This is a genomic window from Paraburkholderia atlantica (assembly GCF_000092885.1).
GTDB classification, from domain to species: Bacteria; Pseudomonadota; Gammaproteobacteria; order Burkholderiales; family Burkholderiaceae; genus Paraburkholderia; species Paraburkholderia atlantica.
The window spans coordinates 3,260,402-3,281,757 of the sequence record NC_014117.1 but is presented as its reverse complement, the minus strand read 5'-3'; the positions used below and the strand labels follow the sequence as shown (position 1 = coordinate 3,281,757).

21 protein-coding genes are annotated in these 21,356 nt (G+C 65.9%); 13 read left to right on the top strand and 8 right to left on the bottom strand.

Annotated features, from left to right (window positions below):
- Window position 1: 1 nt before the first annotated feature.
- From BC1002_RS14890 to BC1002_RS14880, 3 genes are read left to right on the top strand one after another with little or no spacing between them, the layout of a single operon-like run.
- On the top strand, window positions 2–1,006 hold the full coding sequence (locus BC1002_RS14890) for an ABC transporter ATP-binding protein (protein WP_013090822.1): 1,005 nt from the start codon (window positions 2–4) through the stop codon (window positions 1,004–1,006).
- Complete coding sequence (locus BC1002_RS14885) at window positions 1,003–2,022, top strand: peptide ABC transporter ATP-binding protein (RefSeq protein WP_013090821.1); 1,020 nt, start codon at window positions 1,003–1,005, stop codon at window positions 2,020–2,022. Before BC1002_RS14890 ends, BC1002_RS14885 begins: the two co-directional genes overlap by 4 nt.
- Window positions 2,015–3,283, top strand: a complete 1,269-nt coding sequence (locus BC1002_RS14880; RefSeq protein ID WP_013090820.1) for a TraB/GumN family protein — start codon at window positions 2,015–2,017, stop codon at window positions 3,281–3,283. The genes BC1002_RS14885 and BC1002_RS14880 overlap by 8 nt, the downstream gene beginning before the upstream one ends.
- Before the next feature lie 65 nt (window positions 3,284–3,348).
- On the opposite strand, the gene BC1002_RS14875 is transcribed toward BC1002_RS14880, so the two are convergent.
- From BC1002_RS14875 to pxpB, 5 genes are all read right to left on the bottom strand, one after another.
- A complete protein-coding gene (locus tag BC1002_RS14875) occupies window positions 3,349–4,305 on the bottom strand; it encodes a DUF979 domain-containing protein (RefSeq protein WP_013090819.1) in 957 nt (318 codons plus the stop codon).
- Window positions 4,302–5,075, bottom strand: a complete 774-nt coding sequence (locus tag BC1002_RS14870; RefSeq protein WP_013090818.1) for a DUF969 domain-containing protein — start codon at window positions 5,073–5,075, stop codon at window positions 4,302–4,304. Before BC1002_RS14870 ends, BC1002_RS14875 begins: the two co-directional genes overlap by 4 nt.
- 208 nt (window positions 5,076–5,283) lie before the next feature.
- Complete coding sequence (pxpA, locus tag BC1002_RS14865) at window positions 5,284–6,036, bottom strand: 5-oxoprolinase subunit PxpA (protein ID WP_013090817.1); 753 nt, start codon at window positions 6,034–6,036, stop codon at window positions 5,284–5,286.
- Between the two features lie 20 nt (window positions 6,037–6,056).
- On the bottom strand, window positions 6,057–7,109 hold the full coding sequence (locus tag BC1002_RS14860) for a 5-oxoprolinase subunit C family protein (protein ID WP_013090816.1): 1,053 nt from the start codon (window positions 7,107–7,109) through the stop codon (window positions 6,057–6,059).
- The gene (gene pxpB, locus BC1002_RS14855; RefSeq protein ID WP_013090815.1) at window positions 7,106–7,759 is read right to left on the bottom strand and encodes a 5-oxoprolinase subunit PxpB; all 654 of its coding nucleotides are present in this window, start codon (window positions 7,757–7,759) and stop codon (window positions 7,106–7,108) included. The genes BC1002_RS14860 and pxpB overlap by 4 nt, the downstream gene beginning before the upstream one ends.
- Window positions 7,760–7,969: 210 nt before the next feature.
- On the opposite strand from pxpB, the gene BC1002_RS14850 reads away from it, so the two are divergent.
- Window positions 7,970–8,482: a winged helix DNA-binding protein gene (locus tag BC1002_RS14850; RefSeq protein ID WP_013090814.1), complete on the top strand. Its 513-nt coding sequence runs from the start codon at window positions 7,970–7,972 to the stop codon at window positions 8,480–8,482.
- Between the two features lie 50 nt (window positions 8,483–8,532).
- On the opposite strand, the gene BC1002_RS14845 is transcribed toward BC1002_RS14850, so the two are convergent.
- A complete protein-coding gene (locus tag BC1002_RS14845) occupies window positions 8,533–9,075 on the bottom strand; it encodes a 5-formyltetrahydrofolate cyclo-ligase (protein WP_013090813.1) in 543 nt (180 codons plus the stop codon).
- A 77-nt stretch (window positions 9,076–9,152) separates the two neighbouring features.
- Here BC1002_RS14845 and BC1002_RS14840 point away from each other — a divergent pair, with 77 nt between their 5' ends.
- The 4 genes from BC1002_RS14840 to BC1002_RS14825 all read left to right on the top strand — a co-directional run bounded on the left by BC1002_RS14840 (window position 9,153) and on the right by BC1002_RS14825 (window position 14,068).
- Window positions 9,153–11,120: a lytic transglycosylase domain-containing protein gene (locus tag BC1002_RS14840; RefSeq protein WP_041734461.1), complete on the top strand. Its 1,968-nt coding sequence runs from the start codon at window positions 9,153–9,155 to the stop codon at window positions 11,118–11,120.
- Window positions 11,121–11,202: 82 nt separating this feature from the next.
- A complete protein-coding gene (locus tag BC1002_RS14835) occupies window positions 11,203–12,156 on the top strand; it encodes a complex I NDUFA9 subunit family protein (RefSeq protein WP_013090811.1) in 954 nt (317 codons plus the stop codon).
- Window positions 12,157–12,185: 29 nt separating this feature from the next.
- Window positions 12,186–12,839 carry a glutathione S-transferase family protein gene (locus BC1002_RS14830; protein ID WP_013090810.1) on the top strand — a complete coding sequence of 218 codons (654 nt, stop codon included), beginning with the start codon at window positions 12,186–12,188 and terminating at the stop codon, window positions 12,837–12,839.
- Window positions 12,836–14,068: a multifunctional CCA addition/repair protein gene (locus tag BC1002_RS14825; protein ID WP_013090809.1), complete on the top strand. Its 1,233-nt coding sequence runs from the start codon at window positions 12,836–12,838 to the stop codon at window positions 14,066–14,068. Before BC1002_RS14830 ends, BC1002_RS14825 begins: the two co-directional genes overlap by 4 nt.
- Window positions 14,069–14,099: 31 nt before the next feature.
- Here BC1002_RS14825 and BC1002_RS14820 read toward each other — a convergent pair whose 3' ends face one another.
- Window positions 14,100–14,294: a DUF2905 domain-containing protein gene (locus BC1002_RS14820; RefSeq protein WP_013090808.1), complete on the bottom strand. Its 195-nt coding sequence runs from the start codon at window positions 14,292–14,294 to the stop codon at window positions 14,100–14,102.
- 31 nt (window positions 14,295–14,325) lie between these two features.
- On the bottom strand, window positions 14,326–15,528 hold the full coding sequence (locus tag BC1002_RS14815; protein WP_013090807.1) for a class I SAM-dependent methyltransferase: 1,203 nt from the start codon (window positions 15,526–15,528) through the stop codon (window positions 14,326–14,328).
- A 13-nt stretch (window positions 15,529–15,541) separates the two neighbouring features.
- Here BC1002_RS14815 and BC1002_RS14810 point away from each other — a divergent pair, with 13 nt between their 5' ends.
- The 5 genes from BC1002_RS14810 to glmS all read left to right on the top strand — a co-directional run bounded on the left by BC1002_RS14810 (window position 15,542) and on the right by glmS (window position 21,239).
- Complete coding sequence (locus BC1002_RS14810) at window positions 15,542–16,369, top strand: SDR family oxidoreductase (protein ID WP_013090806.1); 828 nt, start codon at window positions 15,542–15,544, stop codon at window positions 16,367–16,369.
- An 89-nt stretch (window positions 16,370–16,458) separates the two neighbouring features.
- Window positions 16,459–16,854, top strand: coding sequence for a dihydroneopterin aldolase (locus BC1002_RS14805; RefSeq protein WP_013090805.1), 396 nt, complete (start codon window positions 16,459–16,461; stop codon window positions 16,852–16,854).
- Between the two features lie 3 nt (window positions 16,855–16,857).
- Window positions 16,858–17,859 carry a tRNA 2-thiocytidine(32) synthetase TtcA gene (ttcA, locus tag BC1002_RS14800; protein ID WP_013090804.1) on the top strand — a complete coding sequence of 334 codons (1,002 nt, stop codon included), beginning with the start codon at window positions 16,858–16,860 and terminating at the stop codon, window positions 17,857–17,859.
- A 141-nt stretch (window positions 17,860–18,000) separates the two neighbouring features.
- On the top strand, window positions 18,001–19,362 hold the full coding sequence (glmU, locus tag BC1002_RS14795; RefSeq protein WP_013090803.1) for a bifunctional UDP-N-acetylglucosamine diphosphorylase/glucosamine-1-phosphate N-acetyltransferase GlmU: 1,362 nt from the start codon (window positions 18,001–18,003) through the stop codon (window positions 19,360–19,362).
- Window positions 19,363–19,421: 59 nt separating this feature from the next.
- Window positions 19,422–21,239 carry a glutamine--fructose-6-phosphate transaminase (isomerizing) gene (gene glmS, locus BC1002_RS14790; RefSeq protein WP_013090802.1) on the top strand — a complete coding sequence of 606 codons (1,818 nt, stop codon included), beginning with the start codon at window positions 19,422–19,424 and terminating at the stop codon, window positions 21,237–21,239.
- The last annotated feature ends 117 nt before the right edge of the window (window positions 21,240–21,356 follow it).

Here is a 21,356-nt window from a genome sequence, read left to right as displayed (position 1 = left end):
CATGAGTAATCTACTGACCATCCACAATCTCGCGGTCAACTTCAGCGGCTTGCCCGCGGTCGACCGCATCAATCTGGACGTCGCGCCGGGCGAAGTGCTCGGCGTGGTCGGCGAATCGGGCTCGGGCAAGAGCGTGACGATGATGGCGCTGATGGGCCTGATCGACGCGCCCGGCAAGGTCACCGCCGACGAAATCACGTTCGACGGCAAGAACCTGCTGAACGCCTCCGCGAAGGAACGCCGCAAGATCATCGGCAAGGACATCGCGATGGTGTTCCAGGACGCGCTGACGAGCCTGAACCCGAGCTACACCGTCGGCTATCAGATCAAGGAAGTGCTTAAGCTGCACGAAGGCTTGCGCGGCAGCGCGCTCGACAAACGCGCGCTCGAACTGCTCGACCAGGTCGGCATTCCCGATGCGAAGAACCGCATCGGCGCGTTTCCGCATCAGATGTCGGGCGGCATGAACCAGCGCGTGATGATCGCGATGGCGATCGCCTGCAACCCGAAGCTGCTGATCGCCGACGAGCCGACCACCGCGCTCGACGTGACGATCCAGGCGCAGATCATGGAACTGCTGATGCGCCTGCAGAAGGAACGCGGCATGGCGCTCGTGCTGATTTCGCACGACCTGGCCGTGGTGTCCGAGGTCGCGCAGCGCGTCGCCGTGATGTACGCGGGCGAGGTGATCGAGACGAACAAGGTGCCCGACATCTTTGCCGCGCCTCATCATCCGTACACGGAAGCGCTGCTGGCCGCGATTCCCGAGCACAACGTGGGCGCGGTGCGGCTCTCGGCGCTGCCGGGCATGGTGCCGGGCCGCGACGACCGGCCCAAGGGCTGCCTGTTCGCGCCGCGCTGCAAGTACGTGGTCGACGACTGCATGAAGGCGCGCCCCGCGCTCGCTCCACTGCCCGCTCACGCGGAGTTCACGCGCGTGCGCTGCATCAAGCCGCTGAACCTCGAGAAGGACGCCAACGTTCACACGCAAGGAGGCGCCCGATGAGCGCAGCACTCGAACCCCGTCGCCAGTCGGATCGTCCTGGCGACCACGTGCTCGTCGCCGACCAACTCGCGCGCTACTACACCGTCAAGCGCGGCATGTTCGCGCACGGCACGGTGAAGGCGCTGAACGGTGTGTCGTTCGCGCTCGAACGCGGCAAGACGCTGGCGGTAGTCGGCGAGTCCGGCTGCGGCAAGTCGACGCTCGCGCGTCAGCTGACGATGATCGAAACGCCGAGCGCGGGCCGCCTGCTGATCGATGGCGAGGACGTGGCCGGTGCGAATCACGAGAAGATCGCGGCGCTCAGACGGCGCGTGCAGATGGTGTTCCAGAACCCGTTTGCGTCGCTCAATCCGCGCAAGACCGTCGAGCAGACGCTCGGCGAACCGCTCGCGATCAACACGCAGATGAGCGCGACCGAGCGCGCCGAGCGCATCGCGCAGATGATGCGCACGGTCGGCCTACGGCCCGAGCACGCGAAGCGCTATCCGCACATGTTCTCCGGCGGCCAGCGTCAGCGGGTCGCGATCGCGCGCGCGATGATTCTCGATCCGCAGATCGTCGTCGCCGACGAACCGGTGTCCGCGCTCGACGTGTCGATCCAGGCGCAGATCCTGAACCTGTTCATGGACCTGCAGGACGAGTTCAAGACCAGCTACGTGTTCATCTCGCACAATCTGTCGGTGGTCGAGCATATTGCCGACGACGTGATGGTCATGTACTTCGGCGGCGTCGCCGAGCTCGGCGACAAGAAGCGCATCTTCTCGAAGCCGCGCCATCCGTACACGCGCGCGCTGATGTCGGCGACCCCGTCGATCTTCGAGGCGGACCGCACGATCAAGATCAAGTTGCAAGGCGAAATGCCGTCGCCGCTGAATCCGCCGTCGGGCTGCACTTTCCATCAGCGCTGCCCGTACGTGATCGATCGTTGCCGCAGCGAGGTGCCGAAGCTGCGTGAAGTGGACGGGCGCCTCGTCTCGTGTCACCGCGCCGAAGAGGTGGGGGACATGGATGCCTGATGTGGTGGCGGCGCGTCGTCTTGCGCGCCGCTTGTGTGAGGGCGGCGGGATAGCCGCCTTCGCGCGGCGCCGCGGGGCGCGTGCGCCGGGAGGCGCCGCGCCCTGCGGCGCATTTGCGGGAAGCTTCGTCAGCGAGTTTTTTCGCGCGTTTTTCTGTGCGTTTGTTGATGCGCTCGCGCACGCCTTGTTTTCCGTATTTCTTCCCGCGTCGCTGTCCGCTTTTTTGCGGCTTGGCTGCGCGCTGTCGGTCGGCGTGGCCGTGCCCGGCATCGCTGACGCCGCCGGCGCGGCGGCCAATACGCCAGTCCAAAGTGCCCAGGCGGCCCAGGCGGCCCGGCCGGCGGTCACTGTGCCAGCCACGCCACCGCCGTCGATTGCGCCGCCCCCGGTGCCCGGCACCACCGCTAGCGGACCGGTGCGTCAGCAACCGGCGCGCATGCCGTTCTATGTCGCGACACACGGCAATATCACCATTTATGTGCTCGGCACGCTGCACGTCGGCGATCCGGCCGACTATCCGGCGGGACAGCCGTTCCGCGCGCCGATCCTCGCGGCGCTCGCCGCGTCGCCAACGCTCGCGCTCGAACTGTCGCCGGACGAACTGCTGGTGTCGCAGGACGACGTCTCCAGGTACGGCGTGTGCAAGCACGACTGCCTGCCGGGCCTGCTGCCCGAACCGTTATGGCACAAGCTCGCGCTGCGGCTGCGCGGCAACCCGGCCGCGCTCGATGCGATCAAGAAGATGCGGCCGTGGCTTGCGTCGCTGGTGGTCGAGACCTACGACTCGCTGTCAGCGGGTCTGCAGACGGAGTACGGCACCGAAGCGCAATTGCAGAACGTGTATCTGAAGACGCGCGGCAAGATCGTCGGACTCGAAACGCTCGCGCAGCAGATGCGTTCGTTCACCGGACTGTCGGCCGCGCAGCAGCGAGAGATGCTCGCCCAGGACCTGGTGCAGACGCCGGCGCAGAACGTCCAGGACGTGCGCACGCTGCATCGTCTGTGGCAGGTCGGCGATGCCGATGCGATCGCCGCGTGGCAGGCTGCCAAATCGGAGAAGCTCGCGCGCGATCTCCGCATCTCCGATTCGATCGACAACCGGATCGTCTACGAGCGCAATCGCCGCTTCGTCGCGAAGATGCTGCAGCTCGCCGCGCCGAACAAGCCGCTGTTCGTCGCGATCGGCGCGCTGCATCTGGGTGGGCCGAAGGGCGTGCTGCAGTTGTTGCGGCAGCACGGCTTCGTGGTGGAGGCGGGGTGAACGGCGCAAGACCGTGCGCGTCTTTTCATGCGCCGCTTGTCTGAACGACGCGTTTCTCAACAGCGCTACAAAAACATCAAGAAATTCAACAAAAAAATGTTGATCACCAGCAGCGTCAACGCCGTCGGAATCTGCGCCTTGATCACCGCATTCTTGTCGGGTAATTCGAGCAGCGCGACCGGCACCATGTTGAAGTTTGCGGCCATCGGCGTCATCAGCGTGCCGCAGTAGCCGGAGAACATGCCGATCGCGGCCATCACGGCCGGGTTGCCGTGGAATACCCCGACGAGGATCGGCACACCGACGCCGCCCGTCATCACCGGAAACGCGGCGAAGCCGTTGCCCATCACCATCGTGAACAGCGCCATGCCGATGCAGTACACGGCCACCGCAACGAATCGGTAGTCGAGGCTGATATACGACGTGGTCACGTGCGCGACCGCCTTGCCGACGCCCGCGTCCGAGAACACGAGGCCGAGCATGCCGAGCATCTGCGGCAGCACCGCGGCCCAGGACAGCGCATCGACGAGGCGGCGCGCTTCCTTCATCGACTGACCGACCGTGTCGCGCGTGATCACACAGGCGATCGCGAGCGCGATCACACATCCAAGACCGAAGCCGATGAGCGTAACGTTGGCCTTCTCGATCAACGGCACGCCACCGAACATCAGGTGGCTCGCGGCCAACGTGATGATCACGGTGACGACCGGAATCGTCAGCGCGGGGACGAACAGCTTGTTGCGCAGACGCGCGGCGCTCGCCTGGCGCGCTTCGAGCGACAGCGTCTTCGGCTTGCCCGCCGTGACGCCGCCGAAGCCCGCGATCAGCGCCATCGCGATCACCGCGACGCCGACCACGGCCGGCGGCAGCCGGTCGCCGATCAGGAAGATCAGCGCGTAAAGAATCCAGAAGCCGCCCGCCGTGAAGCGGCGCGGATGCTGGCGGTCCGTAACGATCATGCCGCCGACGATCAGCAGCACGATGCCGAGCAACCAGAACAGATAGGTGATCGTGAAGGTCATGCTTCGTCTCCGGTAGCACGCGGGGCCGACGACGGCGTCGATGTGGCAGTCGCTTTCGCGCTCGGAGTACCGCCCGACACCTTGCCGCGCAATTCACGCTCGAGCCACCGGTCGAGCAGCCAGAGCCGGAAGCCATGCACGATGAATGCGCTGATCGCGGTCGGAATGCCCCACACCGCCACGTGAATCGGCTCGACGACGATGCCCGCTTCCTTCAGGAAGGTCGTCATCAGCACGATCGCGCCGAACGCGACGAAGATGTCCTCACCGAAAAAGAGGCCGACGTTGTCGGTTGCGGCCGAGAACGCGCGCAGCCGGAAGCGCACCGCGTCGCTGATCTTGCCGAAGCGGTTCTCGGTCGCGCCCTCGGCCATCGGCGCGATCAGCGGACGCACCATCTGCGGATGGCCGCCGAGCCCGGTCAGGCCGACCGCGGCGGTCAGCTCGCGCACGGCCAGATAGACGATCAATAGCCGCCCGGCGGTCGCCGCCTTGATGCCGCTAATCCACGCCTGCGCGCGTTCGCGCAGGCCGTGCCGTTCGAGCAGGCCGATCACCGCGAGCGGCAGCAGGATGATCAGCGGGATGTTGCGCGTCTTGATGAAGCCGGTGCCGATCAGCGCGAGAATTTTTTCCGGCGGGAAATGCGCGGCGAAACCGGTGATGATCGCGGCCACGGCCACGATCAGCATCGGATTGAAGCGCAACAGAAAGCCAACGATGATGACGGCCACACCGATGAGCGGCCATAGACTGACGGTTGTCTGCATCAGGGTCTCCAAAGAGGATATTCAACTTCGCCGCGGGTCGCGGCTGACGTGAACCGGTGCATGCGGTCTCATGCGCCGGCGTGCTGCCGCGGCTCTGCGGCCGCGTCGAACTCTCTTTACCTGCCCCGCGGATGCGTGTGCGTCGGCATCGGCGGGTTAGCAGCGGGCATCACCGCGCGTGCGGTGGGCACGGCGGTGATGCGAACGCTCAGACGCGCGCCGCGCCCGCCGCGTGCACTTCGATGCCGGCCTCGGCGAGCGCGCCGCGAATGCGTCGCGCGAACGCGAGCGCGTGCGGGCCGTCGCCGTGCAGGCAGATGGTCTGCGCCTTCAACGGCACCCACTGTCCGTCGACGGCCTGCACGCGTTGCTCGCGGATCATCGTGAGCGTGCGCGCGAGCACTTCGTCCTCGTCGTCGAGCAGCGCGCCAGGCTCCTTGCGCGGCACCAGCGAGCCGTCGGCGCGATAGCCGCGATCGGCGAACACCTCCTCGATCGCGGTCAGACCCGCGTTGCGCGCGGCGCTGACGAGCCCGCTGTTGGCCAGCGCGAACACCGCCACCGACGGATCGAAGTCGTGCACCGCGGAGACGATCGCGTCGGCGATTTTCGCGTCGCGCGCGGCCTGGTTGTACAGCGCGCCGTGCGGCTTCACGTGCGCGATGCGTCCGCCCTCGGCCTGCGCGATCGCCGACAGCGCGCCGAGCTGATACAGCACGCCCGCATAGATCTCGCCCGCCGGCAGATCCATCTCCTTGCGGCCGAAATTCTCGGGATCGTTGAAGCTCGGATGCGCGCCGATCGACACGCCTTTCTGCACGGCCCAGCGCACGCAGTCGCGCATCGCGTTGGGACCGCCCGCATGCCAGCCGCACGCGATGTTGGCCGAGCTCACGAGGTCGAGCAGCGCCTCATCGGAGCCGCAACCTTCGCCGAGATCGGCGTTCAGATCGATTTCCATGGGGATTCCTCTATTCACCGTTACAGCGCCGCGAGCGCCGCCTGGCGCGTGCAACGCTCTTCATGCATCGCGATCGCGGCATCGATCTGCCGCAGATACGTGCGTTCTTCCAGCAAAGCCTGGCGCGCCTCGTACGGCGTCGTCGGGATGAAACGGACCGCCGCGTTCAGCCGCACCTGCGCGAGCTTCCACAGATCGGCCTGGATCACCGCGCCGATCTTCGGATAGCCGCCGGTGGTCTGCGCGTCGCTCATCAGCACGATCGGCTGACCGTTCGGCGGCACCTGGATCGTGCCGGGCAGCACCGCGTGCGACAGCAGATCGGTCTTGTGCGTGCGTTTGAGCTCCGTGCCGGCGAGGCGGTAGCCCATGCGGTTGCTGTTCGGCGTGACGAGCCACTCGTCGGACCAGAACGAGTGCTGCGCATCCGGGGTGAAGCTGTCGTATTCGGGGCCGCGCAGCACGCGGATCGGAATCGCCCACGGCACGCCCGACGGATGTCGGCCGCGCCGCAGCGGCTCGGGGACCAGCACGAATTTGCACCATGTGGGCGCCTTCACGCCGAACGCGGGCGCCTCGGGCGCGAAGCCGAGGTGGCCGCGCTGCGGCGGCGCGCCGACCGGCAGACGGTCGCCGTCATTGAGCGCGCGGCCGCCGAGTCCACCGAAGCGGCCGGCGAGGTCGGTGCTGCGCGAGCCGAGCATCGGCAGCACGTCGATGCCGCCCGCCACGCAGACATAACCGCGCATGCCGCGCTTGGCCGCGTTCAGCACGAGCTCCTGGCCTGCCTGCACGGGCAGGCTCCACCATGAATAGACCGGCTTGCCGTCGAGCGTCGAGCCGAAGTCGGGGCCGGCGATCGCGACGCGCGTTGCGCGCAGAAAGCGCAGCACGGTCGGGCCGAAGGTGATTTCGAGCCCGGCCGCGTCGGGGCGATTGCCGACCAGCCGGTTGCCGACTTCGAGCGACAGCCGGTCGAGCGCACCACTCATCGCGACACCGAGATGCCGGTAGCCGTGGCGGCCGAGGTCCTGGATCGTGGTCTGGAGACCCGCGCGGATCACGTCGATCATGTGTGCATCCCCGCGATCGTGAAGCGCACCCGGTCGCCGGGCTGCAGCAGGGTGGGCGGGCGGCGCGCCGGGTCGAACAGCGGCACCTCGGTGCGGCCGATCAGCTGCCAGCCGCCCGGCGACACCGCCGGATAGATGCCGGTCTGCTCGCCGCCGATGCCGACCGAGCCCGCCGGCACCTCCAGCCGTGGCGACGCGCGGCGCGGCGTGTGCAGCGCGGCGTCGAGCCCACCCATATAGGCGAAGCCGGGCTGGAAGCCGAGAAAGAACACGACGTAGGCGCCGCCCGCATGACGCTCGACGACCTCGTTTGCGCTCAAGCCCGTATGTTCGGCGACCGCCTGCAGATCGGGGCCGAATGCGCCGCCGTACTGCACCGGTATTTCGACGTCGCGTCCCGGCGCGGCGACTTTGGCCGCTGCGTTCCACGCCGTCAGCAACTGCTCGCCGAGCGCATCGGCGTCGGTTACGAGCGGGTCGAACACGAGCGTCAGATTGTTCATGCCGGGCACGACTTCCAGCACCTGCGGCCACTCGCGCGCGGCTTCAGCGGCAGCCCATACGCGCTGCTGGCACTCCAGCGTGGCGGGCGGGGGCGCTTCGCAGACGAGCGCGGCATCGCCGAGTGGAAAGATTCGTGGTTGGCTCATGTGTGGGCGGCCCGGATCGAGTCTGAAAATGAGGCGGACGGCGCGACGCGTGGGCGCATGTCCGCATGGAGTCGGCGACGATTGGAGAATACATTATCAATAAAATATTGACGATTTACCAATAAGCGTTTTTGCCAGGCTCGTCGGCGATGAGGCATCGTCGTACACTTGCGACACTTTTCCAGCCCATTTTCGTCACGGGACCCTCGTATGACGCGTCATCCCACCAAGATCATTTCGTCGGAACACCTCGTCTCCGAGAGCAGCGCGGAACTGTCCGAGCTCGAGTACGCGCTGATCATGGCGGGCAATGCGTTCAACCGCTGGATGGTGCGCTGCATGTCGGCGGCCGGCGACAAGGACATGACCGCGATCGAGGTGTCGCTGCTGCACCACGTGAGCCATCGCGAGCGCCGCAAGAAGCTCGCGGACATCTGCTTCGTGCTGAACATCGAAGACACGCACGTCGCGACTTACGCGTTGAAGAAGCTCGTAGCTAGAGGGTACGTAAAAAGCGAAAAGACCGGCAAGGAAGTGTTCTTTTCCGCAACCGAGGCGGGCCGCGAGCTATGCCTGAAGTATCGGGAGGTGCGCGAAAACTGCCTGATCTCGACGCTCAAGGAAAGCGGCCTGACCAACCAGCAGATCGGCGAGGCCGCGCAGTTGATGCGCAATGCGTCGGGGCTGTACGACACGGCGGCGCGCGCGGCCGCTTCGCTGTAACGAGGAAATACCGCGCAAACGCTGCGCATCACACGCCGTGCATCGCGAGTTCAGTCCGGCAGCGCCGGATGAAACCCCGCTTCGGTCACGATCAGATCGAGCGGAATGTCGTGGGCCTCGCGTTCCAGCGTGTCGGTGCGGCACGCTTCGTACGCGATGCCTACCGTGATCGGCTTGTGAGCTGCCGGCCAGCCGGCCAGCGTGCGGTCGTAATAGCCGCCGCCATAGCCAAGGCGGTAGCCGTCCGAGTCGAAACCCACGCAGGGCACGAACAGCAGTTCGGGCAGCACGACGCGCCCCGAGGTGGGCTCGGCAATCTTGTGATGACCGATTTTCATCGGTGTCGCGGGGGTCCACGCATGGAATTCGAGTGCCATGCCACGTTCTTTAATGATTGGCAGACTGGCTTCGTGATGCGGATCCGCGGCGAGCCAGACCCCGATCGCGCCGCGCGCGTCGAACTCTCCGGCGAGCGGCCAGTAGAATCCGGCGCTGCGTACCGCGTAGTGCTTCAAAGCATCGAGTATTCGACGCCCGAGCGCGGCGTTCTTCGACGGCTCGGAAGCCGCATGCAGACGGCTTTCCAGCAACATCCGGCGCAGCGCCTTTTTCGTTGCGGGGACAGGGTTGCATGCTATGCTTGGGTCCAATTCGCGCTCCAGAAACAACGATGTCAAAACGCCTTTTTCGAGTATATCGCGCGGCCGGTATCGCGCTGGCTGCAGCGGCACTCGTGGCCTGCACCACTGCCTCGGCCGTCAAGCCTCTTCCGATCTCCCAACTTACGAACGACGACCAGATTTTCGTCCAGCTTCGCGAAGCCGCGCGCACTAACGACGCAGCGCGTGCAGCCCAGCTAGCGAGCATGATCCCGAATTATCCGGCGCCCTCGTATCTGGAGTACTTCCAGATCAAGCCGCAGTTGTTCGATTCGACCGGCCATGCGCGCATCGACGCGCCGGACGCGCCGGTGCTCGCGTTCCTGCAGAAGTACGACGGTCAGGCGATCGCCGATCGCATGCGCAACGACTACCTGACCGTGCTCGGCACGCGCCATGACTGGCGCAACTTCGACCAGCAGTACGCGAAGTTCGTGCTCGACGACGACACTCAGGTCAAGTGCTACGCGCTCGAATCGCGCGCGTCGCGCGGTGAGAACGTCGCGGACGCGGCGCGCACGCTGCTCGTCGATCCGAAGTGGTACGGCGACGGCTGCGTCGATCTGATCACGGTGCTCGGCGTGAACCGCCAGTTCAGCGCCGACGACATCTGGGCGCAGATCCGTCTCGCGTACGAACAGAACTACACGAACACCGGCAGCAAGCTCGTCGACGCACTCGGCGACCAGCCGCCCGACCCGGTGCTGTTCAGCCAGGCCGCCAATACGCCGCCGCTACTGCTCGCGCGCGGCGTCGGACCGGATGCGCAATCGCATCAGCTGGCGCTGCTCGCGATCACGCGCATGGCGCGCAACGATCCGGCCATGGCCGCGGCCACGTTCGCGTCGGTCGCGCCGTCGCTGAATTCGCCGGAGCGCGCGATCGGCTGGGGCACGATCGGCTATCAGGGTGCGCTCAAGCAGATGCCTGGCGCGGTTGACTGGTTCCGGCTGTCGGCGAACGCGCCGCTGTCGAATCCCGCGTATGAGTGGCGCACGCGCAGTGCATTGCTCGCCGGCGACTGGAACATGGCGCGCTGGTCGATCGAGCAGATGCCCGAGTCGCTGCGCAAGCAGCCGTCGTGGGTGTATTGGCACGCGCGCGCGCTGAAGCAGGCCGGCGACACGGCCACGGCCAACCAGGAATTCCAGTCGATCGCGTCGAACTTCAACTTCTACGGCCAGCTTGCGCTCGAAGAACTCGGCCAGAAGATCACCGTGCCGCCGAAAACCACGGTCACCGACGCCGAAGTGCAACAGGCCGGCACCACGCCGGGCTTCGATCTGGCGCAGCGCTTCTATGAGCTGAATCTGCGGCTCGAAGGCAATCGCGAGTGGAACTGGCCGCTGCGCGGCATGACCGACCGGCAACTGCTGGCGGCCGCCGAGTACGCGCGCCGCATCGAGCTGTACGACCGCACCGTCAACACCGCGGACCGCACGAAGAGCGAGCACGATTTTTCACTGCGCTATCTATCGCCGTTCCGCAACATCGTCGAGCAGGACGCGCAGTCGAGCGGGCTCGACGTCGAGTGGGCGTACGGGCTGATTCGCCAGGAGTCGCGCTTCATCATCAACGCGCGCTCGGACGTCGGCGCGGGCGGACTGATGCAGCTGATGCCCGCCACCGCGCAACTGGTCGCGAAGAAAATCGGTCTGGGCCCGCTCTCGCGCGAGCAGATGAACGACATCAACACCAACATCCTGCTCGGCACGAACTACCTGGCGATGATCTACAATCAGTTCGACGGGTCCGCCGTGCTGGCCACCGCTGGCTACAACGCAGGTCCGGGCCGTCCGCGCAACTGGCGGCAGTCGCTGCAGCGCCCGGTCGAAGGCGCGGTGTTCGCCGAGGCGATTCCGTTCCAGGAAACTCGCGACTACGTCAAGAATGTGCTGTCCAACACGGTCTACTACGCGGCATTGTTCGAAGGCCGTCCGCAATCGCTGAAGGCGCGCCTGGGTTACATCGCACCGTAAGCGCCTTGCCGCCGCAATCTCGTTTCGAGGTTGCGGCGCGCTTCGCCAGCCGTTGCCGCGGCTTCCATCAGGGAGTCGAAAAATGCGACATCAAGCTATCGCGGTCATCGGCGGCTCCGGATTCATCGGCAGCTACCTCGTCAACTCGCTCGTCGAAATGGGCAAGGACGTGCGCGTCGCCACACGGCGACGCTACAACGCGCGCCATCTGACCATGCTGCCAATCGACGTGCTCGAAACCGACGTGTTCGATCCAGTGCAGCTCGCGCGCTTCGTCGAAGGCGCGGATTGCGTGATCAACCTCGTCGGTATCCTGAACGGCAAACGCGGCAAGCCTTATGGACGGGAGTTCGCGCATGCGCACGTCGAGTTGCCGACGCGCATCGTCGCCGCCTGCGAAGGCAAGGGCGTGCATCGGCTGATTCATCTGAGCGCGCTCGGCGCCAATCCGGGCGGCCCGAGCATGTATGCGCGCTCGAAGGGCGACGGCGAGAAAGCCGTGCATGCGGCGAACGTCGCGTGGACGATCTTCCGGCCGTCCGTCGTGTTCGGTCCCGAGGACGCGTTTCTGAACAAGTTCGCGTTTTTGCAGCGCGTGTTTCCGGCCATCCCGCTCGCGATGCCGGACGCGCAATTCCAGCCGGTCTATGTCGGCGACGTCGCGAAGGCGATCGTCAACGTGCTCGATATGGATGGCGGGAGCGGCCGCACCTACGAACTCGGCGGCCCCACCGTCTATACGCTCGAAGACCTGGTGTCGTATTGCGGCGACGTGATCGGCAAGCATGCGCGCATCATCCGTCTGCCCGAGCCGCTCGCGCGGCTGCAGGCGCTGAGCTTCGAATTGGCGCCGGGCGAACCGGTGATTTCGCGCGACAATCTCGATTCGATGAAGGTCGCCGATATTCTCAGCGGGCCGCTCGCGCCGGAGCTCGGACTCGAACCGGTCAGCATCGAAGCGATCGTGCCGACGTATCTGACCGGCGCGGCCTCGGGATCGCGACTCGACACGTTCCGCGCCAGCGCGGGGCGCTGAAACCTATTTCCCACTCCCTGATAACAAGCATGAAACTGCTGATTGGTGACAAGAACTATTCGTCGTGGTCGATGCGTCCGTGGCTGCTGCTCACGCACTTCGGCATTCCGTTCGACGAGGAACTGATCCTGCTAAACGAAGCGGACACGAATGCGAAGATCCGCGCTCAGGCGCCCCGCGGACCGGGCAAGGTGCCGTGCCTGATCGACGACGCCGGGCAGGCCGTGTGGGATTCGCTCGCGATCGCCGAAACGCTTGCCGAGCGCTTTCCCCAACACGCGCTGTGGCCGCGCGACGCGGCGGCGCGCGCGCATGCCCGCAGCGTCAGCGCCGAGATGCATTCGGGCTTCGGCGAGTTGCGCTCGAAGATGTGGATGAACATCCGCGCGTCGTTCCCGGGCAAGAACGCGACGCCGGGCGCGCTCGCCGACATCGCGCGGATCGAGACGATCTGGCGCGACTGCCTCGACACCTACGGCGGTCCGTTCCTGTTCGGCGAATTCGGCATTGCGGACGCGATGTACGCGCCTGTCGCGATGCGCTTCAACACGTGGAAGCCGGCGTTGTCCGAGGCCTCAGTCGCTTATGTCGAGCGGCTTACCGAGCTGCCCGCGGTCAATGCATGGATCGACGCCTCGCGCCGCGAAACGCACGCGATCGCCTATCAAGACGAATGCCCATGAATATCTATGCAGTAGGTGGCGCGGTCCGCGACGAGCTGCTCGGCGTACCGGTGCAGGACCGCGACTATGTGGTGGTGGGTGCGACGCCCGAGCAGATGGTCGCGCAGGGCTATCGGCCGGTGGGCAAGGACTTTCCGGTATTCCTGCATCCACAGACGCACGAGGAGTACGCGCTCGCGCGCACCGAGCGCAAGACGGCGGCCGGCTATCACGGCTTCCAGTTTTTCTATGCGCCCGACGTGACGCTCGAAGAAGACCTCGCGCGCCGTGATCTGACGATCAACGCGATGGCGCGCGAGGTGCGCCCGGACGGTGAGCTGACCGGCCCCGTCATCGATCCGTTCAACGGCCAGGCTGACTTGCAGGCGCGGCTGTTTCGCCATGTCAGCGATGCGTTCCTCGAAGATCCGGTGCGGATTCTGCGCATCGCGCGTTTTGCGGCGCGCTTCGTCGACTTCACGGTCGCGCCGGAAACGCTGGCGCTGATGCGCGAGATGGTCGCCGACGGCGAAGCCGATGCACTGGTGGCCGAACGTGTGTGGCAGGAAGTATCGCGCGGGCTGATGGAGAAGAAGCCGTCGCGGATGTTCGACGTGCTGCGCGAGTGCGGCGCGCTCGCGCGGATTCTGCCGGAGATCGACGCGCTGTTCGGCGTGCCGCAGCGCGCCGACTATCACCCCGAGGTCGATACCGGTGTGCACGTGATGATGGTGCTGGACCATGCCGCGCGGCAGGGCTACACGCTGCCGGTGCGCTTCGCCGCGCTGACACACGATCTCGGCAAGGCGACCACGCCCGAGGAGCAACTGCCGCGGCACATCGGTCACGAGGGCCGCAGCGTCGATCTGCTGAAGCCATTGTGCGAGCGGCTGCGCGTGCCGAACGAGTGTCGCGATCTGGCGGTGCTGGTCGCGCGCGAGCACGGCAATATTCATCGCGTGATGGAAATGGGGGCGGCGGCGCTGGTGCGCCTGCTCGAGCGCAGCGACGCGATCAGGAAGCCGGCGCGCTTCGCCGAGGCGCTGCAGGCCTGCGAGTCCGATGCGCGCGGGCGGCTCGGCCTCGAGATGAGCGAGTACCCGCAGGCCGAGCGGCTGAGGGTGGCGCTGGTGGCCGCGCGAGGCGTGGATGCGGGAGCGGTGGCCAAGCGGCTCGCCGATGCGCCGGCGGGCATCAAGGACGCCGTGCATGAGAAGCGGGTGCGCGCGGTGGAGGCGGCGCTTGCCTGAAGCGGCGGTAACGTGAAGCGGCGCGCGGTGCCTACAGCACCCGCGCCAACAGCGACAACAGTATCGACAGCACCAGCGTCGACATGAACGGAAACGGATACTCGCGGCCGAACAGCCGCAAGGTCACGTCGCCGGGCATCCGGCCGATGCCGAGCTTCCTCAGCCAGGGCCAGCACGACGACAGCACCGCGACGGCGACGAAGGTAGTCAAAAGCCAGCGAATCATCGCGAGTCCTCGAACCTGAGCGGCTTCACAATCACAGCGTATGCGAGCGGTCGCCGCTCGAAAAGGCGCGCAGCGTATCGTCGAGTCCGCGCGAAAACGCGATCACCTTGAAGAGCTCGCCCATCTCCGCCTCGGACAGCAGCTTTTGTACCGCGTTGGCCGCTGGCAGAAAACGCCTGGTGTCGGCGGGATCGATTTCGCCGAGCACCTCGGTGACGCCCGCGTTCAGCAGGAAGCGCGCTTGCGACGTGAAGCCGAGCAGATCCGCGCCGGTCTCGACGCCCGCCTCGGCGATGCCGGTGAATTCGACGTGCGCTGTGATGTCCTGCAGACCGGGGTACAGGAACGGGTCGCCGTGCGCGCGATGCCGGTAGTGGCACATCAGCGTGCCCTGCGCGCGCTGATCGTGGTAGTACTCGTGGCGCGGAAAGCCGTAGTCGATCAGCAAGATCGCGCCGCGCGCGAGCATCGTGCAGATCGTGCGCGTGAAGGCACGCGCGGCTTCGTGCGTTTCGGTCACATAGCCGTTGCCGGCGTTCTCGCGATCTGTATCGATTTCGGTCAGCAGCGCCTGATCCGCGGCGGCCGCGACGGGGCGGTCGTCGAACCCGAATGCGCCGTCGCGCCACACCACGCCGCGCTCGTGCCAGACACCGCCGTTATGCGCGAAGAGCCGTACCGGCATCGCATCGAGCACCTCGTTGCCGATCACCACGCCTTCGAAGCGCTCCGGCAACGCGTCGAGCCAGCGCACTTTGGCGAGCAGCGCGGGCGCGGCCCCCGCGATCGTTTCGCGCTGCCGTTCGCGCAGTTCACCCGACAGATCGACGATCGAATAGCTGTCGAATTCGGCGCCGAGCGTGTCGAGCGCATTGAGCAGTCCCGCGGCGAGCTTGCCGGTGCCGGCGCCGAACTCCATCACGTCGCGCGTGCCGCTCGCCTCCAACGCTTCGGCGACCGGGCGCGCGAGCGTCGCGGCGAACAGCGGCGACAATTCCGGCGCGGTGACGAAGTCGCTGCCGTCGTCGGCGCGCAGGCCGAATTTGCGCGCACCGCCGCTGTAGTAGCCGAGCCCCGGCGCGTACAACGCGCGCTCCATGTAGCGGTCGAACGGCAGCCAGCCGCCGGCCGCGTCGAGCTGCGCGCGGATTTCGGCGACGAGCGCGTCGGACTGCGCGAGCGCGCTCTGGCCGGGAGCAGGTAAACTATCGGGTTGGTGAGCTTTCGGATTCATCCCCGCATTGTAAATGACCGTTTCCCCGGACATCGCTGCCCGCGCGGCCGAAGCGCCGACTGAACCGCCGCGCGTCGTGCTGGTTACCGGCGCCGCGCGCCGCATCGGGCGCGCGCTCGCTCTCGGCTTCGCCGCACGCGGCTGGGACGTGGCCGTGCACTACGGCGCCTCCCGCGAGGACGCCGACGAAGTGGTCGCGCAGATCGGCGCGCTGGGCCGCCGCGCGGTCGCACTGCATGCCGAGCTTGGCGACGAAGCGCAGGTCGCGCGGCTGCTGCCGGACTGCACCGCGGCGCTCGGGCGGCCGTCGTGCATCGTCAACAACGCGTCGCGCTTCGAGGAAGACACGGCGCGCGACGTCGGCTATGACCTGCTGCTGAAGCTGACCGCGATGAACGTCGGCGCGCCGCTGGTGCTCGCGCGCATGCTTTACGACGCGACGCCCGATGCCGCGTTGCGCGACGAAAGCCAGCGCAGCGTGGTCATCAATGTGCTGGACCAGAAGCTATACAACATGAACCCGGACTATCTGTCGTACACGCTGTCGAAGGCGGCGCTGCAGACCGCGACGGTCGCGCTCGCCCAGGCGCTCGCGCCGAAGGTCCGGGTGGTCGGGCTCGCGCCCGGCCTGACGATGCAATCGGGCGACCAGACCCAGCACGGGTTCGAGGCCGCTCACCGTATGACGCCTCTGGGCCGTGCGTCGCGGCCCGAGGATATCGTCGCCGCCGCGCTGTATCTCGCGGATGCAGCCGGCGTCACCGGAACGACGCTGGTGGTCGACGGCGGGCAGCATCTCGTGCCGCTGCCGCGCGACGTAATGTTTTTGACGGGCGCCTGATACGCGCGCGCGGCCGGCCTTCGAGGCCGCCGTCGCGTGTAGCGCAGCGTCCCTTTGCGTGCCCGCACGCTTTTTTGATTGGAACGAACATGTTTGCCGCTCTTTCGCACCCCCGGCTCGCCGATTGCCGCCGGCTGTTTCTGCGCAATTACGAAGTGCACATCAATATTGGCGTGCACGACTTCGAAAAGCGCGGCGAGCAGCGCGTCGTGATCAACGTCGAACTGTTCGTGCCGCTCGCGATGTCCACGCCGGTGCACGACAAGCTCACCGAAGTCGTCGACTACGACTTCATGCGCTCGACGATCGCCAAGCGCGTGTCGCAAGGTCACATCCATCTGCAGGAAACGCTGTGCGACGACCTCGTGCGCGTGATGCTCGAACATCCGCAGGTGCGCGGCGCGCGCGTGTCGACCGAGAAGCCGGACGTGTATCCGGACTGCGATGCGGTCGGTGTCGAAGTCTTCCGCATCAAGGAGGACTGAGCGATGAATGCACCGGAAATGCTGAACGCAGGCAACCAGGCCGCCGAGACCAGCGCGGCGCCGAACGCGGCGCGCGCCCCGAAATCGCCGCTGACGCGCCGCGAACAGAAGGAAGCGTACGAGAACAACAAGCTGTTCAAGCGCCTCGCGCGCCAGGTTGGCCAGGCGATCGGCGACTACAACATGATCGAGGACGGCGACAAGGTAATGGTGTGCCTGTCCGGCGGCAAAGATAGCTACGCGATGCTCGACATCCTGATGCGCCTGCGCGAGCGCGCCCCAATCAATTTCGACATCGTCGCGGTCAACCTCGACCAGAAGCAGCCGGGCTTTCCCGAGCACGTGCTGCCCGAGTATCTGACCCAGCTCGACATCCCGTTTCATATCGAGAACCAGGACACCTACAGCATCGTCAAGCGGCTCGTGCCGGAGGGCAAGACCACCTGCTCGCTGTGCTCGCGGCTGCGGCGCGGCATCCTGTATCGCGTCGCCGGCGAACTCGGCGCGACCAAGATTGCGCTCGGCCACCATCGCGACGACATCCTGCAGACGCTGCTGCTGAACCTGTTCTACGGCGGCAAGCTGAAGGGCATGCCGCCCAAACTGCAATCGGACGACGGCAAAAACATCGTGATCCGGCCGCTTGCCTACGTGAAGGAAACCGATCTGGAGAAGTACGCGGAGCTGCGCGAATTCCCGATCATTCCGTGCAATCTGTGCGGTAGCCAACCAAACCTGAAGCGCGCGGAAATGAAGGCGCTGGTGCGCGACTGGGAGAAGCGTTTCCCGGGCCGCATCGAGAACATGTTCAATGCGTTGTCGAACGTCGTGCCGTCGCATCTGATGGATCACCAGCTGTTTCCGTTCGCGGGGCTGCGCGCGACCGGCGAGGCCGACCCGCAGGGCGACATCGCGTTCGACGAAGAACCGTGCTCGACCGGCGACGAAGTCGCGCCGCTCAGCGGCGCGAAGACCATTCCGCTGGTCCAGTTCGACGACCTGTAACGAGCGAAAATTGCTTGTTTTGGCGGCATTCCGGCGGTTTTTCACTGGCTTGCGCGCCCTGCGAAGGCCGCGTCTGCGGCCTTTGTTGCAGGTGCAGCATGATAGAATCGTCCGCTCCAAACTCGTCTATTTGCCGACGCCATGAACATCGTCATTTTGGCGGCAGGTACCGGCAAGCGCATGCGGTCCGCGCTTCCCAAGGTGCTCCATCCTCTGGCCGGCCGGCCGCTCCTCGCTCATGTCATCGACACCGCCCGCGCGCTGAAGCCCGCACGCCTGATCGTCGTGATCGGCCACGGCGCCGAAGCTGTGCGAGAAGCCGTCGCCGCGCCCGATATCCAGTTCGCGGTGCAGGAGCAACAGCTCGGCACCGGCCACGCGGTGCAGCAGGCGCTGCCGCTGCTCGATCCTTCGTCGTCCACGCTGGTGCTCTATGGCGACGTGCCGCTCACGCGCGCGCAAACGCTGCGTGCACTGACAGAGCGCGCCGGCCAGGACGGCTACGGCGTGCTCACCGTCACGCTCGACGACCCGACCGGCTACGGCCGCATCGTGCGCGATCAGCACGGCAACGTGCAGCGCATCGTCGAGCAGAAGGACGCGAATCCCGAGCAGCTGAAGATCGCTGAAATCAACACCGGCATCATCGTCGCGCCCACCGCGCGCCTCACCGGCTGGCTCGCAGCGCTCAAGAACGATAACGCGCAAGGCGAGTTCTATCTGACCGATGCGGTCGAGATGGCGATCGAAGCCGGCCTCGAAGTCGTCACCACGCAGCCCGACGACGAGTGGGAAACGCTCGGCGTCAACAGCAAGCAGCAGCTCGCCGAACTCGAGCGGATTCATCAGCGCAATGTCGCCGACGCACTGCTGGTCGCGGGCGTGACGCTCGCCGACCCCGCGCGCGTCGACGTGCGCGGCACGCTCGAATGCGGCCGCGACGTATCGATCGACGTCAACTGCGTGTTCGAAGGCCGCGTGTCGCTCGCTGACAACGTCAGCATCGGGCCGAACTGCGTGATCCGCAACGCGCGTATCGGCGCGGGTACGCGCGTCGATGCGTTCACGCACATCGAAGGCGCGGAAGTCGGCGCGAATGCCGTTGTCGGTCCGTATGCGCGCTTGCGCACAGGCGCGGCGCTTCAAGACGAGTCTCATGTAGGGAACTTCGTCGAGATCAAGAACGCGGTGCTCGGTCATGGCTCGAAAGCCAACCACCTCACCTACATCGGCGATGCGGATGTCGGCGCGCGCGTGAACATCGGCGCGGGCACGATCACCTGCAACTACGACGGCGCCAACAAATTCCGCACCGTGATCGAGGACGACGTGTTCGTCGGCTCGGACACGCAACTGGTCGCACCGGTGCGCGTGCAGCGCGGCGCGACGATCGCGGCCGGCACTACGGTGTGGAAAGACGTCGCCGCCAACGCGCTGGTGTTGAACGATAAAACCCAGACGAGCAAGACGGGCTACGTGCGCCCTGTCAAAAAGAAAAGCTGATCGATACGGCGTGTCCACGAGGCGCGCTCACTGAATCCGGCACTGAAAAGGAATACACCATGTGCGGCATTGTCGGCGCGGTTGCGCAACGTAACATCGTTCCCGTCCTGATCGAAGGACTGCGGCGCCTCGAATATCGCGGCTACGATTCGTGCGGCGTGTCCGTGCTCGGCGCTCGCGGGCCGAGCCGCGCACGCAGCGTCGCGCGCGTCGCCGATCTCGACGCTCAGGTGCGCGACACTCACCTCGAAGGCGTGACGGGCATTGCGCATACACGCTGGGCCACACATGGCGCGCCGGTCACCGATAACGCGCACCCGATCTTCTCGCGCGATGCGCTGGCGTTGGTACACAACGGCATCATCGAAAACTATGAGACCTTGCGCGAAATGCTGCGCGGCAAGGGTTACGAGTTCGTTTCGCAGACCGACACCGAGGTTATTGCTCACCTGATCCATAGCCTGTATCGCGGCGACCTGTTCGCCGCGGTGCGCGAGGCGATCGCACAACTGCACGGCGCGTATGCGATCGCGGTGCTGCATAAGGATCAGCCGCATACCGTGGTCGGCGCCCGCCAGGGCTCGCCGCTCGTGGTCGGACTCGGCAACGGCGAAAACTTCCTCGCTTCGGACGCGCTCGCGCTCGCGGGCAGCACCGAGCGCTTCATCTTCCTCGAGGAAGGCGACGTCTGCGAACTGTCGCTCGATGGCGTGCGCATCGCCGATCGCCAGGGCGAGATCGCGCAACGCGAGGTGCGTCAGGTCGCGGCCTATGGCGGCGCGGTCGAACTCGGCCCATATCGCCACTTCATGCAGAAGGAAATCTTCGAGCAGCCGCGCGCGATCACCGACACGATTCCGCAAGCCGACGCGTTCGATGCGTCGATCTTTGGCGAAGGCGCACGCCAGGTGTTCGCGGACATCGATAGCCTGCTGATTCTCGCGTGCGGCACCAGCTACTACTCGGGACTCACGGCCAAGTACTGGCTCGAGTCGGTCGCGAAGATTCCGACTCAGGTCGAAATCGCGAGCGAGTATCGCTATCGCGAGTCGGTGCCGAATCCGAAGTCGCTGGTGGTGGTGATCTCGCAGTCGGGCGAAACCGCCGACACGCTCGCGGCGCTCAAGCACGCGCAGGAACTCGGCCACAAGCACACGCTCGCGATCTGCAACGTCGGCACGAGCGCAATGGTGCGACAGACCGAACTGTCGTTCCTCACGCACGCGGGCCGCGAGATCGGCGTTGCATCGACCAAGGCATTCACGACCCAGCTGGTCGCGCTGTTCACGCTGGCGGCAACGCTCGCGAAGCTGCGCGGCCGCCTGAACGACGAGCAGGAAGCGAGTTATCTGAAGCAGTTGCGCCACCTGCCGGCTGCGCTCAACAGCGTGCTCGCGCTCGAGCCGCAGATCATCGCGTGGTCGGAAGAGTTTTCGCGCAAGGAACATGCGTTGTTCCTCGGACGCGGCATGCACTATCCGATCGCGCTCGAAGGTGCGCTGAAGCTCAAGGAGATTTCGTATATCCACGCCGAGGCCTATCCGGCCGGCGAGCTGAAGCACGGGCCACTGGCGCTCGTGACCGAAGCGATGCCGGTGGTGACGGTCGCGCCGAACGACGCGCTGCTCGAAAAGCTGAAGTCGAACATCCAGGAAGTGCGTGCGCGCGGCGGCGAGCTGTATGTGTTCGCCGATGCGGATACGAGGATCGTCAACGACGAAGGACTGCATGTGATCCGGATGCCGGAGCACTATGGCCTGCTGTCGCCGATCCTGCACGTGGTGCCGCTGCAGTTGCTCGCGTATCACACCGCTTGTGCGCGTGGCACGGATGTGGATAAGCCACGCAACCTGGCGAAGTCGGTGACGGTGGAGTGACGAAGCCGAAGACGTAACGGCGAACGAACCAGGCCGCACAGGATCGCGCCAAATCAGCCGCACCGCCATGCGGTGCGGCTGACCAAACATTCACCGCTCCAATCGGCATCTGTGGTC

Excerpts from the sequence above, each read along its gene's own strand:
- pxpA (WP_013090817.1), bottom strand. The coding sequence starts at position 6,036 with ATGGAAATCGATCTGAACGCCGATCTCGGCGAAGGTTGCGGCTCCGAT.
- BC1002_RS14870 (WP_013090818.1), bottom strand. The coding sequence starts at position 5,075 with ATGCAGACAACCGTCAGTCTATGGCCGCTCATCGGTGTGGCCGTCATC.
- glmU (WP_013090803.1), top strand. The coding sequence starts at position 18,001 with ATGAACATCGTCATTTTGGCGGCAGGTACCGGCAAGCGCATGCGGTCC.
- BC1002_RS14880 (WP_013090820.1), top strand. The coding sequence starts at position 2,015 with ATGCCTGATGTGGTGGCGGCGCGTCGTCTTGCGCGCCGCTTGTGTGAG.
- ttcA (WP_013090804.1), top strand. The coding sequence starts at position 16,858 with ATGAATGCACCGGAAATGCTGAACGCAGGCAACCAGGCCGCCGAGACC.
- BC1002_RS14830 (WP_013090810.1), top strand. The coding sequence starts at position 12,186 with ATGAAACTGCTGATTGGTGACAAGAACTATTCGTCGTGGTCGATGCGT.
- BC1002_RS14820 (WP_013090808.1), bottom strand. The coding sequence starts at position 14,294 with ATGATTCGCTGGCTTTTGACTACCTTCGTCGCCGTCGCGGTGCTGTCG.
- BC1002_RS14815 (WP_013090807.1), bottom strand. The coding sequence starts at position 15,528 with ATGAATCCGAAAGCTCACCAACCCGATAGTTTACCTGCTCCCGGCCAG.
- BC1002_RS14890 (WP_013090822.1), top strand. The coding sequence starts at position 2 with ATGAGTAATCTACTGACCATCCACAATCTCGCGGTCAACTTCAGCGGC.
- BC1002_RS14840 (WP_041734461.1), top strand. The coding sequence starts at position 9,153 with ATGTCAAAACGCCTTTTTCGAGTATATCGCGCGGCCGGTATCGCGCTG.
- BC1002_RS14825 (WP_013090809.1), top strand. The coding sequence starts at position 12,836 with ATGAATATCTATGCAGTAGGTGGCGCGGTCCGCGACGAGCTGCTCGGC.
- BC1002_RS14805 (WP_013090805.1), top strand. The coding sequence starts at position 16,459 with ATGTTTGCCGCTCTTTCGCACCCCCGGCTCGCCGATTGCCGCCGGCTG.
- BC1002_RS14810 (WP_013090806.1), top strand. The coding sequence starts at position 15,542 with ATGACCGTTTCCCCGGACATCGCTGCCCGCGCGGCCGAAGCGCCGACT.
- glmS (WP_013090802.1), top strand. The coding sequence starts at position 19,422 with ATGTGCGGCATTGTCGGCGCGGTTGCGCAACGTAACATCGTTCCCGTC.
- BC1002_RS14850 (WP_013090814.1), top strand. The coding sequence starts at position 7,970 with ATGACGCGTCATCCCACCAAGATCATTTCGTCGGAACACCTCGTCTCC.
- BC1002_RS14885 (WP_013090821.1), top strand. The coding sequence starts at position 1,003 with ATGAGCGCAGCACTCGAACCCCGTCGCCAGTCGGATCGTCCTGGCGAC.
- BC1002_RS14860 (WP_013090816.1), bottom strand. The coding sequence starts at position 7,109 with ATGATCGACGTGATCCGCGCGGGTCTCCAGACCACGATCCAGGACCTC.
- pxpB (WP_013090815.1), bottom strand. The coding sequence starts at position 7,759 with ATGAGCCAACCACGAATCTTTCCACTCGGCGATGCCGCGCTCGTCTGC.
- BC1002_RS14845 (WP_013090813.1), bottom strand. The coding sequence starts at position 9,075 with ATGTTGCTGGAAAGCCGTCTGCATGCGGCTTCCGAGCCGTCGAAGAAC.
- BC1002_RS14835 (WP_013090811.1), top strand. The coding sequence starts at position 11,203 with ATGCGACATCAAGCTATCGCGGTCATCGGCGGCTCCGGATTCATCGGC.
- BC1002_RS14875 (WP_013090819.1), bottom strand. The coding sequence starts at position 4,305 with ATGACCTTCACGATCACCTATCTGTTCTGGTTGCTCGGCATCGTGCTG.